Source organism: Martinezella sp. CNPSo 3959, from assembly GCF_057784355.1.
The window spans coordinates 21412-34808 of record NZ_JBXSOV010000023.1 but is presented as its reverse complement, the minus strand read 5'-3'; the positions used below and the strand labels follow the sequence as shown (position 1 = coordinate 34808).

Annotated in this window: 11 protein-coding genes; 9 read left to right on the top strand and 2 right to left on the bottom strand. The window is 57.9% G+C overall.

Annotated elements, in window-relative coordinates; all coding sequences use genetic code 11:
* The 8 genes from AC13RE_RS28075 to AC13RE_RS28040 form a co-directional block, all read left to right on the top strand.
* A partial coding sequence (locus AC13RE_RS28075; protein WP_488565354.1) for a zinc-binding dehydrogenase occupies positions 1–370 on the top strand: 370 nt, incomplete at its 5' end.
* A 139-nt stretch (positions 371–509) separates the two neighbouring features.
* Positions 510–872, top strand: a complete 363-nt coding sequence (locus AC13RE_RS28070) for a PsiF family protein (protein WP_488565353.1) — start codon at positions 510–512, stop codon at positions 870–872.
* Between the two features lie 168 nt (positions 873–1040).
* Complete coding sequence (locus AC13RE_RS28065; RefSeq protein ID WP_488565352.1) at positions 1041–1949, top strand: TIGR03571 family LLM class oxidoreductase; 909 nt, start codon at positions 1041–1043, stop codon at positions 1947–1949.
* Between the two features lie 108 nt (positions 1950–2057).
* Positions 2058–3362 (top strand): hemolysin family protein, encoded by a 1305-nt coding sequence (locus tag AC13RE_RS28060; protein ID WP_488565351.1) that lies wholly within the window; start codon positions 2058–2060, stop codon positions 3360–3362.
* A 229-nt stretch (positions 3363–3591) separates the two neighbouring features.
* Positions 3592–4932: an MFS transporter gene (locus AC13RE_RS28055; protein WP_488565350.1), complete on the top strand. Its 1341-nt coding sequence runs from the start codon at positions 3592–3594 to the stop codon at positions 4930–4932.
* Positions 4933–5014: 82 nt separating this feature from the next.
* Complete coding sequence (locus AC13RE_RS28050) at positions 5015–6901, top strand: bifunctional sugar phosphate isomerase/epimerase/4-hydroxyphenylpyruvate dioxygenase family protein (RefSeq protein ID WP_488565349.1); 1887 nt, start codon at positions 5015–5017, stop codon at positions 6899–6901.
* An 83-nt stretch (positions 6902–6984) separates the two neighbouring features.
* Positions 6985–7650, top strand: a complete 666-nt coding sequence (locus tag AC13RE_RS28045; protein ID WP_488565348.1) for a TetR/AcrR family transcriptional regulator — start codon at positions 6985–6987, stop codon at positions 7648–7650.
* A gap of 147 nt (positions 7651–7797) precedes the next feature.
* Positions 7798–8667, top strand: a complete 870-nt coding sequence (locus tag AC13RE_RS28040; protein ID WP_488565347.1) for a shikimate dehydrogenase — start codon at positions 7798–7800, stop codon at positions 8665–8667.
* Between the two features lie 188 nt (positions 8668–8855).
* Here AC13RE_RS28040 and AC13RE_RS28035 read toward each other — a convergent pair whose 3' ends face one another.
* Entirely contained in the window at positions 8856–9770 is a 915-nt protein-coding gene (locus AC13RE_RS28035) for a DMT family transporter (RefSeq protein WP_488565346.1), read from the bottom strand.
* A 321-nt stretch (positions 9771–10091) separates the two neighbouring features.
* On the opposite strand from AC13RE_RS28035, the gene AC13RE_RS28030 reads away from it, so the two are divergent.
* Complete coding sequence (locus AC13RE_RS28030) at positions 10092–12188, top strand: putative bifunctional diguanylate cyclase/phosphodiesterase (RefSeq protein ID WP_488565345.1); 2097 nt, start codon at positions 10092–10094, stop codon at positions 12186–12188.
* Between the two features lie 38 nt (positions 12189–12226).
* Here the strand turns inward: AC13RE_RS28030 and AC13RE_RS28025 are convergent, their stop codons facing one another.
* Positions 12227–13312, bottom strand: coding sequence for a lactonase family protein (locus AC13RE_RS28025; RefSeq protein ID WP_488565344.1), 1086 nt, complete (start codon positions 13310–13312; stop codon positions 12227–12229).
* Positions 13313–13397: the final 85 nt, after the last annotated feature.

The following is a 13397-nucleotide window of genomic DNA, read 5'->3' as shown; positions in this document are numbered from 1 at the left end:
GAAGCGCGGGGCCGATCAGATCGGCGGCGCCGACTACACCTTCGACTGCACCGGCAACACCAAGGTGATGCGCCAGGCTCTGGAAGCCAGCCATCGCGGCTGGGGCAAGTCGGTGGTCATCGGCGTTGCCGGCGCCGGCCAGGAGATTTCCACGCGTCCGTTCCAGCTGGTGACGGGCCGCTCGTGGATGGGCACGGCCTTCGGCGGCGCCCGCGGCCGCACCGATGTTCCCAAGATCGTCGACTGGTACATGGAAGGCAAGATCGAGATCGATCCGATGATCACCCACACCATGCCGCTCGAAGATATCAACAAGGGCTTCGAGCTCATGCATTCGGGAAAGAGTGTTCGCGGCGTCGTCATCTACTGACGGTACAGGCGTCCTCGCCGGAAGTTTTTGGCGGTCAGAGCGACGGATAAGCCGATCGCCATCGTTCAAGAAGAACGCCGGCCTCGTGATGGGGTCGGCGGCTTGAACATGAATGACCTTCAGGCAAAAGGATATGCCCATGACCAGCAAGTTGCTAGGTGCGACCGCCGCCGCTCTCTTCGCTCTATCTTCCACAACCGTCGTCTTCGCCCAAACGACGGCACCTGCGACGCCAGCTCCCGCCACGCCGTCTTCCACATCGACGCCATCGTCCACCATGCCGTCGAAGGATGAGATCAAGACAGCGCGGCAAGCCTGCCGGCAGGATGCGACAGGGCAGGGCCTCAAGGGTCAGGCACGCAAGGACGCAATCAAAAGCTGCCTGCAGCAAAAGTATCCAGTCCTGGCAAAACGCAAGACCTGCCATGACGAAGGTACGGGTAAAGGCTTGCAGAAGAAGGCGCTGCACGATTACGTCAAGCAGTGCATTGCCGCGAGCTGAACAGCGACCTGCAATCGCGGCCTCTCGCCGGAACTGCTCATCGTAACAGTCCGCTTTACGGGGCGGACCACTACCTCGCACAATCACCGCGCACGTCGCGTCGCCCCTTTTTCCCGCAGGCAAGTCGCCTTATCTCCTTAAGCAACGATATAAACTTCAGGGCGTGGCGTGCTTTTCCATCCAGACCGACTTTCATTCGGCATAGTACTGCCGGCGCAGCCGCGAACTGCGGCCGACGTTCAGTTCGATACCCAGCTCGGCATTGCAACCCATGCCGACAAATTGGGTTTCGATGCGCTGTGGGTGAGGGATGTTCCCCTCAATAGCGAAAGCTACCCCGACCCGATCGGACATGCCGATCCCTGGGTTTTCCTCGGAGCTTTGGCGGCTGTCACCTCCAATATCCATCTGGCGACCGGCGCAATCGTCCTGCCTTTGCGGCATCCGCTCCATATCGCCAAGGCCGCGCTGTCCGTCGCCTCCCTTTCGAAAGGCCGGCTCCTCCTCGGTCTCGGTTCGGGAGACCGACCGAGCGAATATGACGTTTTCGGAGAGAGTATTGCGAACCGCAAAGCGCTCTTTCAATCGCATTGGGAGCGGCTCGCCGCTGCGCTCAGTCCGGAACAGAAGGTCGTCGATGAAGGCGGCCGCGTGCGAAACGAGTTCGCCATCAGGCCCGCGCTGCGACAACCCTCCATCCCCCTGGTGGCGGTCGGTTCATCGTCGCAATCCTTGGAATGGATTGCCCGTCACGCAGCTGCCTGGATGACTTATTACCGGCCGCTACCCGTTCAGAAAGACCGGTTGGCGCTTTGGCATAATGCCCAAGGTAAGGTAACCACGGATTTTCGCGGCTTCGGCCAGTCCATGGTGCTGGAATTGCTCGACAACCCGCAAGCCTCCTATGAGGAAATCAATCTTGGCGGCAGAACCGGCAGGCGAGGGCTTATCGACGCCTTGTCGGCAATGCGTGAAGCCGGCATTCATCACGTCGCCTTCAATCTCGTTACCCAGGGCAGACCGGCCGGCGACGTCTTGGAAGAGATCGCAGCGGATATTTTGCCGGCTATGCGGTAGCTTCGCCAATTGCCCTCGATGGTAGCGTCGTGGAAATCCTATCCCCGTGACCCTGGCTTTTGCAGCCCTTGCCACCTATCTTTCCGTTGCAACCAAAAAGGGCCGATTTTGCTTCTCGAAATTTCTATCGTCATCGTCCTCACCCTCCTGAATGGCGTGCTTGCCATGTCGGAATTGGCGATCGTCTCCTCCCGTCCTGCCCGTCTGAAAGTGCTATCGGATCAAGGCAGCAGAGGCGCGACCATGGCGATAAGGTTGGCCGAGGAACCGGGCCGCTTCCTCTCAACGGTACAGATCGGCATCACGCTCGTCGGCGTCCTGTCCGGCGCCTTCTCGGGCGCCACACTCGGCGCTCGGCTGTCGGGCTGGCTTGCCGCGCAAGGTCTTTCGGTCGCAGCCGCCGATGCCATCGGCGTTGGTTCCGTTGTAATGGCCATCACCTATCTATCGTTGATCATCGGCGAACTCGTACCGAAGCAGGTCGCTCTCCGGGCGCCGGAATTGGTCGCCAGCAAAGTCGCGCCGGCCATGGTGTTCCTTTCCCGAGCTGCAGCCCCGCTCGTCTGGTTGCTCGACCTCTCGGGACGGCTGGTTCTGAGGGCACTGGGTCAATCCGGCAAGGTTGCCGATGGCGTCAGCGACGAGGAAATCAAAACGGTTCTGGCGGAGGCACAGAGCGCCGGCGTCATCGCGACGGAAGAGCAGGCGATGATCTCGGGCGTCATGCGATTGGCCGACCGAACCGCAAGGGCGTTGATGACGCCACGCCGCGACGTGGAGGTTATCGATATCGAAGATAGCTTCGACGAGGTGCGCGAACAGATTCGCCGCACCGAAAAAGCGCGGTTGCCGCTGCGCAAGGACAGCTCCGACGAAATCGTTGGGGTACTGACAACCAGGGATTTCTTCGACGCACTGGCTTCCGGCGGTCAGCCTGACATTCTGAAGCTCGCCAAGCAGGTGCCGATTGTTTCAGATCTTTCAAGCGCGCTTGACGTCGTCAAGGCCCTGCGTCGCTCCTCTTCGCACATGGTGCTCGTCTACGACGAATACGGACATTTCGAAGGCGTCATCACGTCGGGCGATATCCTGGAAGCCATCTTGGGAGCCATTCAAGAGGAAGAGGATGCCGGGGGCGAACAGGCGATCGTCCGTCGCCACGACGGCAGCTATCTCGTGTCCGGTTGGATGCCCATCGACGAGTTCGCTGATTTCATGAACCTCCAGATCGAAGACGATCGCGACTACCAGACGGTTGCAGGCTTCGTGCTGCAGGAGCTGCGCCATCTTCCGGATGTGGGCGAAAGCTTCACGAAAAACGGCTGGCGCTTCGAGGTCGTGGATCTCGACGGCCGCCGGATCGACAAGCTGCTGGTGAGCTCGGAAAACGGCAGCAGCGATAGTAGCCTTTGACAGCAGAATTGAGGCGCATGAACACGCCCATGATCATCTAAGCACGTCTCTTTACAAAACGAACTAGTTCGTACATTATTTCCTCAGAGGAGGAGTACCTGCTGCCCGAAGCGGCACGGTGACTGCCAAGATCGGCTTGAATGCCATGCGAAGGGGGCGCGGAAGGTAGATTCGGCGTTGCCGCTCGCTGCATTTCCTTGAAATTGGAATTGTCTGGGGAGGAATAACGATGACGATATCAACGGATCATAAGACGCCTAGGCGCGCCGCTTTTGCCAGCTGGCTGGGAAGTGCCGTCGAATATTACGATTTCTTTGTGTATGGGACGGCCGCGGCGCTGATCTTTCCGAAAATATTCTTTTCAGCGGAAGATCCGCAGACAGCGGCAATCGCTTCTTTTGCAACCTTCGGCGTTGCCTACATCATGCGGCCATTGGGCGCGGTGATCCTCGGCCACGTCGGCGACAAGTTCGGTCGCAAAAAAGTTCTGACCTTCACGCTACTTCTCATGGGATTCTCGACCTTTATTATCGGTTGCCTGCCGACCTATGGCCAAGCTGGCATCCTGGCTCCGATCCTCCTGGTTTTCGCGCGATTGCTGCAGGGTATTTCGGCCGCGGGAGAGCAGGCCGGAGCAAGTTCCATGACCCTCGAGCATGCTCCCGAGAATCGCCGGGCCTTCTTTACAAGCTTTACGCTGAGTGGGACACAAGCGGGCCTGATCCTTGCGACCCTCGTCTTCATTCCATTGGGAAGGCTGGACGAAGCCGCTTTGCTCTCATGGGGCTGGCGCATCCCATTTTTCCTGAGTTTCGCTGTCGTTATCGTCGGCTTCTGGGTTCGTCGGACGCTGGCGGAAACGCCCGCTTTCCTTGAGGAGACGAAGAAGGGCGATGTGGTCAGATTGCCCTTGGTCTCGCTATTTGCCAATTATTGGGCCGATGTCCTGCGCATTATCTTTGCCGCCTTGATTTCCGTCGTCAGCACGATCTTCAGCGTCTTCACGCTCTCCTATGCTGTCAACACTATGCATATCGATCGCTCGACGATGCTAACCGTTCTGGTGCTCGCCAACATCGTGGCGCTTGGCGCCATTCCGGCTTGGGCCATTCTGGCGGATCGAATCGGCCGCAAACCGGTCTTCATTTTCGGTGCCATCGGCTGCGCACTTTTGATATGGCCCTATATCTGGGCAATCAGCCAGAATAACCTCACACTCGTCTTCATCCTCGGCATTCTGCTTTCGGGCGTTGTTTATAGTGCATCCAACGGCATCTGGCCGGCGCTCTACGCGGAAATGTTCGACACCCGCGTGCGTCTGTCCGGCATGGCCGTCGGCACCCAGATCGGTTTCGCGCTTGGCGGCTTTGCTCCGACGATCAGCGCCGCCCTTATGGGCAGCGGTCCTATGGGATGGGTGCCGGTTGCCTTGTTTACCTCGATCACAGCCTTGATTGCCGCCATTTCCGCCGCAACCGCGACGGAGACTTATAAAACGCCGATCGATCAACTCGGCAAGGATGCGCGGCGCTTCGCAGGCTCGATGAACCACGCCGATCGGACGGTCTAGACGTCAGAATCCGATCTGGACGATGACGTGTCGTGATCGCGGACAAGCTTGTTGAAAACCACCACGTGAATGGGATGAAACAATGAAAACCTCGATTGCGACCGTTTCGATCAGCGGAGACCTGAAGGAAAAGCTTCACGCCATCGCCAAAGCTGGTTTCGATGGTGTCGAGATCTTCGAGAACGATTTCCTCGCTTTCGATGAATCGCCACGCCAGGTCGGTCAAATGGTTCGCGACCATGGGCTGGAGATCACGCTCTTTCAGCCCTTCAGAGATTTCGAAGGCATGCCGGAGCCTTTGCGTAGCCGGACCTTCGACCGTGCCGAACGCAAGTTCGATCTGATGCAGGAGATGGGCACAGATCTCGTGCTTGTCTGCTCGAATGTTTCGTCGGTCGCGATGGGCGGTATCGATCGCGCAGCGGCCGACTTCTTCGAACTCGGGGAGAGGGCAGCCAAGCGCGGCTTGCGCGTTGGCTATGAAGCACTTGCCTGGGGCCGGCACATTCATGACCATCGCGACGCCTGGGAAATCGTTCGCCGGGCCGATCATCCGAATATCGGCCTCATTCTCGACAGCTTCCATACGCTCTCGCGCAAGATCGACGTCAATTCGATCCGATCAATACCGAAAGAGAAGATCTTCATCATCCAGCTTGCCGATGCGCCATTGATCGACATGGATCTTCTCTATTGGAGTCGTCATTTCCGCAACATGCCGGGCGAGGGCGACCTTCCCGTGCTTGACTTCATGAAAGCCGTCGCGGCGACAGGCTATGACGGCTATCTCTCTCTCGAAATTTTCAACGACCAGTTTCGTGGCGGCTCGTCGACCGCCATTGCCGTCGATGGCCGGCGTTCGCTCATTTATCTCGGCGACCAAGTGCGCCGCGCGGAAAGCAGCGGCCTCACCCTGCCGCCGATGCCGGCGCGTGCCGAGGTGGAAGGCGTTGCCTTTATCGAATTTACCGTCGATGAAGCGGAGACATCCGCCCTCTCGGATCGGTTGCGTGCCCTGGGCTTTCGCCATGTCGGGCACCATAAGAGCAAGCGCGTTGACGTCTTCCGGCAAGGTAATATCAATCTCGTCGTCAATACCGATCCGGATGGGTTTGCCGGCGTGTCCTATGCCCTGCATGGGCAGTCGGCCTATGCGATGGGATTGTGGGTGGATGATGCCGAGGCTGCCGTCGCGCGGGCTGTCGCCCTCGGCGCCGAACGCTTTGAGCAGCCCCTGAAGCCCGGCGAAATAAAAATGCCGGCCATAAGGGGCGTCGGCGGCGGCATTCTTTATTTCCTGGATCGGGGGAGCGCGCTCGCTCGCATATGGGAGACCGAATTCGATCCGATCGACGACGATACCGATCTGCGTCCTGTCGGATTGACTGGAATCGATCACGTCGCGCAAACGATGAAATACGAGGAGCTGTTGACCTGGCTGCTCTTTTACACCGCGATCTTGAAGGCGCATAAGACACCAATGGTCGACATTATCGATCCCGCTGGAGTCGTCCGCAGCCAGGTGGTCGAAAACGAGCCGGGAACTCTGCGTATTACTTTGAACGGTGCGGAAAATCGCAATACCTTGGCGGGACATTTCATTGCCGAGACTTTCGGCTCCGGGATTCAACACCTGGCCTTTTCTACCGACGATATTTTCGCGACGGCGGTAGCTTTGTCGAAAAATGGTTTTGCGACGTTGATGATCTCGCCCAATTATTACGACGATCTCGAGGCGAGATTCGGCCTGGAGCCGACCTTCACCGATCGTCTGAAGGCACATAATATTCTCTACGATCGAGACGATTACGGCGAATATTTCCAGCTCTATAGCCCGACCTATGGCGAAGGCTTCTTCTTCGAAATCGTTCAGCGCAGCGGCTATCGCGGCTATGGTGCGGCAAACGCCATCTTTCGCATCGCGGCGCTCCGGCGGCATCTGCGGCCAATTGGTGTACCGAAACTTTAGGCTCTCCCCATAAGCGCGAAGCCTATGTTAAAGCTTTGATCTTCAATGATGGGCCGGAGCGCCCAGGAAGACGGGCAGAGGGCATGACCAAATCGCAAGCGGCGAAGATAGAGCGTATTGCGCGAAAGAACGATCCAGACGCGACCAAAGAAAATATCCTCAAGATCGCAACCGAGGAATTCGTCGCGGCCGGCTTCTCCGGTGCGCGCGTCGACGAGATTGCCGAGCGCACCAAGACGTCCAAGCGCATGATTTACTACTATTTCGGTAGCAAGGAAGGGCTCTATCTCGCTGTCCTGGAGCAGGCTTACACGAAGATCCGCACGCTCGAGAGCGAACTCGATCTCGAAAACATGCCGCCCGTTCAGGCCATGGCGCAATTGATTGCAAGCACCTTTGATCACGATGATCAAAATCCGGACTTCGTCCGCCTGGTCAGCATCGAGAACATTCATCGCGCGGAGCATATGAAACGTTCGGTCGTCCTGTCGCAAATGAACATCGCGGTCATCGACATCATCTCACAAATTCTCGAAAGGGGTTATGCCGATGGCAGCTTCGTGCGCCGCGTCGATCCCGTCGATTTACATATGATGATCAGCGCGCAGTGCTTTTTTCGCGTTTCCAATCGGCATACTTTCGGAGCGATCTTCGAGCGCGACCTTTCATCAGAAGAATTGAAGAAACGGCACAAGACTTTGATAATAGACGCCATTCTTGCCTTTCTAAAAAATCCGTCCCCGACCTGATCTGAATTCACGTCAAACTGTCTGAGTTCCGTCGGCGGCTCCAGCCGGCATGCAAAACTGCGCCTCACATTGACTTTACGTACTAGTTCGTACATTTTCTCATAGAGCCATATAGCATGGCCTTATTTCGCTGCTCGGGAGGAAAAATTGAACACCCAAACCGCAATCGTTCCGCGTCAGCTTCGTGTGGGATTGATCGGCGCCGGCATTGGCCGGTCGCTCACGCCGGCCATGCATATGCGCGAAGGCGAGCATTGCGGACTGTCCTATCGCTACGACCTCATCGACCTGGATGCCCGCGGTCTATCGGTCTCGGATTTGCCTGCACTTATCGATGAAGCCGAAGCGCAGGGTTTTGCCGGTCTTAACATCACGCACCCTTGCAAGCAGGCGGCGGTTGCACTCGTGGATGAGTTATCGCCTGATGCCCAGACGCTGAGATCCATCAATACGATCACCTTTCATGGAAAGAGTAGGATCGGCCATAATACCGATTGGTGGGGCTTTGCTGAAAGCTTCCGTCGCGGGCTGACCGGCGTTGCGCTTGGTCATGTCGTACAGCTAGGAGCAGGTGGCGCAGGTGTTGCCGTCGCGCATGCAACGGCCGAGATGGGCGCGCGCTCCATAGAGATATTCGATCTGGATCCCAAGCGTGCACAGGCTCTCGTGGAGCAGCTTCAGCCGGCACACGATGCCTGTCGTTTCTCGATCGGTCATGATCTTGTCGCCGCGCTTGATGCCGCGGACGGCCTGGTCCACGCAACCCCAACCGGCATGGATGCGCATCCGGGTCTGCCGCTCGACGGCCGGCTTTTAACGGAGCGCCTTTGGGTTGCCGAAATTGTTTACTTCCCGATAGAAACCGAATTGGTGAAGCGGGCGAAGCAGGCAGGATGCCGCGTTCTCGATGGAGGTGGAATGGCGGTATTTCAGGCCGTGAAAGCTTTCGAACTGTTCACGGGCATGCGTCCGGATGCGGACCGTATGATGCAGCACTTCAATTCGCTGCGCTCCTGACGAAAAGCCCGTTTATCCGCATCAAGATGCTTTTCGCACCGATGGTTCATCATTTGCATTTCAGAGCATGGAGATCATGCAAATGACTGCGGCTTTAAGTTCCATAAGATAGATTATCTGATTTTTGGTTTGCGGCCGCAAAGTTAAAGTGTCCTGATCCTGCAAGCAGGAATACCACTCTCCCCGCGTCAATGCCCGTCCCGGGCAACGTCGTCTTTCGGGACCGTATCCACCAGATTCTTCCGATGGAAAATGAAGAGTCCGGCAAGGACGATGATGGCGGAGCCGACGATAATCTGGGTGTCCGGAATATCGCCGAAGAAAACGAAGCCCAGGACGATTGCCCAGACAAGCAGGCTATATTGGAGCGGAGCCAGCAGCGAAGCTGGCGCGAGCTTCAAGGATCTCGTTATCAGCATATGAGCGCTACCGGCGACAATGCCGAGGGCGAGCATCGCGCCGAGATCGAGTGCTGATGCGAAACGCCAGTCGCCGACGCTGAGCGCCAAGCCGGCGATGAGCGCGCCGACCGTCTGCCACGCAACGAGGGTGGCATCGCGCGTCTGCCGCAACCGCCGCCCGAGCACCAGGGTCAATGCGAATGCGAGGCTCCCGCCGACGCCGAAAAGCGATGGCCAGGAAAACATTGCGGCCGAAGGTCTGAGCGCGATCAATACGCCGATAAAGCCGACGAAAACCGCAAGCCAGCGCCGCCAGCCGATCCTCTCGTCAAGGAAGAAATGCGAGATCGCCGCCACATAGATCGGGCCGGCCATGTAGAAGGTCATGACATCGGCAAGCGGCAGATAGGCGACCGCGGCGTAAAAGAGAGCGACGTCGAGCGTCGCCATGACGACACGCAGAAGCTGCAGCGGCGGCCGTTCGAGGCGAAAAAGCGCGTCACTGCCTTGTCGCGCGATCATAGGCGCCAGAATAATGAACGAACCGAATGAGCGGATCACCAGAATCTGGCCGACGGAGAAACTCGCGACCAGCCACTTGCCCATGGCATCGTTCAGCGAAAACAGGAAGTCGCCGAGAAGCATCAGCAGCATGCCGGCAAGTACAAGATTGCCGCTTGTTACGGCTTTGCCCATGCGCATGCTAACTATCCTTGCGAATCCTGCATTTTACCACCTGCGCTTTAGCCGGTTTTGCCCCCTACCCGCAATGGATTTCCTCGTGGGCAGTTATTCCCAAAATCTATCGGCTTCCAGCCCTGGAAGCATCGGAGCGCTCACCGTCGGCAGACGCGATCTTCCTCTAAAACTTGAGCGGATGTTTATAAATTCGGTTATATGATAACGTTTATGGAAGCGACGAGCCGAACCTCGCCAAAGGGAGACGCTCGATATGCCTACATGCTTTTCATTGTTGCATAACAGCCTGCCGATATTGTCCGCTTGCCGGGTGAGAGAAGATACATGATGCAGCCGCCGGATGGAGCGCCAGATCCTACTCATCGGGACCAAGACGTCGAAGACGAGCAGGTCCTTAAGCCATTTGAATTGCTCCAGGCCCGATACCTATCTCTCGCCGAGCGTTACGAATGGCTCGAAGCCATGATCAACTACGTGCCGGACTATATTTATGCCAAGGACAGGAACGGTCGGTTCCTTTTCGCCAACATGGCGATCGTCCTCAACAATGGCTTCACGCATGTCGATGAGCTGATCGGCCTTACCGATGCCGAAATTCACCCGATGGCCGATGCCCACAAGATCGAGGAAGTCGAACGGCAGGTAATGGAGAGCGGTAAGGCCGATCTCGGCGTCGAAGAGCGGCGCCTCAAGGGCGAAGGCTGGCTCATGATGTCGCGGGTGCCGCTACGCGACAGAAACGGCAACATCATCGGCGTCGTCGGCGCATCGCGCGACATTTCCGCTCGAAAACGGGCAGAAAAACTGATGAGTGCCCAGACGAAGCTTCTGCAGGATGTGGCGCGCGGCGTTGATCTCGACGTATTTCTCAGAGAGTCTCAGGTCCTTCTTGAGGACTTGCTCAACGGCAGACGCGTTAGCTTCGTCCTCAATGGCGAGCAAGCCGAACCGCTTGCCGGCGATATCCTGGAATTTCCCATTTTTTCGCGGGACGGCGGCCGGCATGGAGCCCTGGTGACGGTGCAAACCGATGGTGACGAGGCCGGGCTTATGGAATTCTTCGCCGGCATAGCGCAGACCGTCGGCATCGCCATCGACCGCCATCGCGACATCGCCCATATCGCCTATCTGGCCGAACATGACGCGCTCACCGGCCTGCCGAACCGCATGCTGCTCGACCGCAAGCTCAGCGCCCTCTTGGAAAAAGCGTCCCGACAACAAAGGTCACTCGCCGTGGCCTTTGTCGACCTCGATAATTTCAAACTCGTAAATGACACCCTCGGCCACGCGGCCGGCGATGAATTGCTGACGGTGGTCGCGCGGCGCATATCGACCCATGTCGGCAATGGCGGCATCGTGGCGAGAATCGGCGGCGACGAATTCATCATCGTCCTGGAAGATCCGGCTGAGCCAATATATGAGAGGCTCGCGGCCGTCTTGGCAGACATTTCCAAGCCGATGATCGTACAAGGCGTTGAAATCCGGGTAGGCTGCAGCATCGGTGTGGCTTGCGCCATGGAGCATGGCACGACGGCTTCGGAACTCTTCGCGAATGCCGATATGGCGCTCTATCGTGCCAAGGAAGCGGGGCGCAATGCCATTCGCTTGTTCACGCCAGCCATGGCGGAGGACGCCCGCAACAAGCTGATCCGTATCGAAGAATTGCGACGCGCTGTGGAGCGGGACGAATTCGTTCTCCATTATCAGCCGCAAAAGGAAGTTCGCAGCGGCAAGATCATTGGCGTCGAGGCCCTCGTGCGGTGGCAGCACCCGGTCGAGGGCTTGTTGTTACCCGGTGTCTTCATTCCGCTCGCGGAAGAAACAGGGCTCATTGTCCCGCTCGGCGAAATCGTTCTGCGAAAAGCCTGCCAGCAGGCCCGTCTGTGGCAAGATCGCGGCCTGCCCGCACTGCGCATGGGCGTCAACGTATCTGCGCGGCAATTCCTGGAGAGTTCACTGACAAGCCATGTGGCATCCGCACTGCAATCGGCTGATCTCGATCCGCAATGGCTTGAGCTCGAACTGACGGAAAGCTTGATCATGCGTGACGTCGAAGGCGCCATCGAGCGGATGCATGAGCTGAAAGAGCTGGGTGTCAGCCTTGCGATGGATGATTTCGGCACCGGATATTCAAGCCTGAGCACCCTCAGGCGCTTTCCGCTTTCCCGGCTGAAGATCGACAGATCCTTCATTGCCGATATTCCCGAAAAGCCGGGCGATATGGCAATCACCTCCGCCATCGTATCGCTCGGCAGAACACTCGATCTGGAAGTCGTGGCGGAAGGCGTCGAGACCGAGGAACAGGCCCGTTTTCTCGAGGGCGCCGGATGCGAATTGCTTCAAGGCTATCTGTTTGCCCGGCCCCTTCCCTCCTCTGAGATCGAAGGCCTGATTGCCGGGACCGTTGCGAAAGCCGGGTAGATATTCGCACGGGGCAGCTCGCCGCACGCGGATGCGTCTCAAGGAAATGTCACCATCTCGATCCAGTTCGCACCTGCATTGACCGGATATCGCCCCACCAATGCGAGACCGCCATCGGATTGGTCGATGGCGTAGACGGACAGCCGGTCGGATTTCTCTCCCGATGCAACGAGGAACCGGCCTGATGGGGCGATGCGGATGCCGCGCGGCTGCTGCTCGGTCGGATAATTCGTGACGTAAGTCAGCCTTCCGTTATCCGCATCGATTTTCAATAGCGCGATCCGGCTGGTGGTTCTTTCCGTCGTATAAAGAAATCTGCCGTCCGGTGTGATGCCGATATCTGCGGCCCAGATTTTCGGCTCGCCGTTGTCTGGTGAAACTGCAGCCGGTGCCAGGCCTGGCGACAGGCCCGCATCCTTGGGAACGGAAGCGACGCTCTCGACCTCTCTCAATGTGCCCTTATCGGTATCGAGCGCGTAGTGGATGACATGGCCCGTCAGCTCCGTCAGAACGTAGACGGCCTTGTTATCCGGCGACACGACGATATGCCGCGGGCCAAAGCCGGCGCCGGTCATGACCTCGGGAGGATCGTTCGGCTTCAGTATCCCGGTCTCCGGGTGTAGGATGAATTGCTGCACGGCATCGGAGCCGAGATTGGTGACAAAGACATATTTGCCTGTCCGATCAGTGACGATCGAATGGGCGTTGCGGCCGGTTGCGATCACCTGTTGGGCTCGCGCGGTGACGAGCCCATTTTTATCGATGAGCAGCACGGCGATCTTGTTGCCGCCATAAGAGGCAGCCAATAGAAGGCCGCCTGTCGGGTCGAGGGCAACATAGGCCATGCTATCGGGCAGCGCTGCGGCCGCCTCTTGCCTTAATCTGCCGCTTTCGGGGTCGATCGCCAGCGTCAGCACCCGGTAAGGCTGCGCACGGATAACGGCGTAAAGATGCCGCCTGTCAGGGCTGACAGCCATCGGCATGACCATCGCGCCGACATTCATGCTGGATATCGCCGTAAGCGCACCTGTCGTCCCATCCATTCGATAGGCATCGATCGTTCCGGCAATTGCCGTAGAGACATAGACGAACGTTGGATGCACACTGGAGGAAGGCTGAATCACGGATCACCTCGTCCGAGCATCAGAGCCGGTTCCATCGGCGGCGATGCGGATCATCTGGAAAATAGATACTGCTATCCATCGAATG

What these genes read in the sequence shown, in the direction of transcription:
- AC13RE_RS28070 (WP_488565353.1), top strand. Translation starts at nt 510, where the DNA reads ATGACCAGCAAGTTGCTAGGTGCGACCGCCGCCGCTCTCTTCGCTCTA.
- AC13RE_RS28055 (WP_488565350.1), top strand. Translation starts at nt 3,592, where the DNA reads ATGACGATATCAACGGATCATAAGACGCCTAGGCGCGCCGCTTTTGCC.
- AC13RE_RS28050 (WP_488565349.1), top strand. Translation starts at nt 5,015, where the DNA reads ATGAAAACCTCGATTGCGACCGTTTCGATCAGCGGAGACCTGAAGGAA.
- AC13RE_RS28045 (WP_488565348.1), top strand. Translation starts at nt 6,985, where the DNA reads ATGACCAAATCGCAAGCGGCGAAGATAGAGCGTATTGCGCGAAAGAAC.
- AC13RE_RS28035 (WP_488565346.1), bottom strand. Translation starts at nt 9,770, where the DNA reads ATGCGCATGGGCAAAGCCGTAACAAGCGGCAATCTTGTACTTGCCGGC.
- AC13RE_RS28030 (WP_488565345.1), top strand. Translation starts at nt 10,092, where the DNA reads ATGATGCAGCCGCCGGATGGAGCGCCAGATCCTACTCATCGGGACCAA.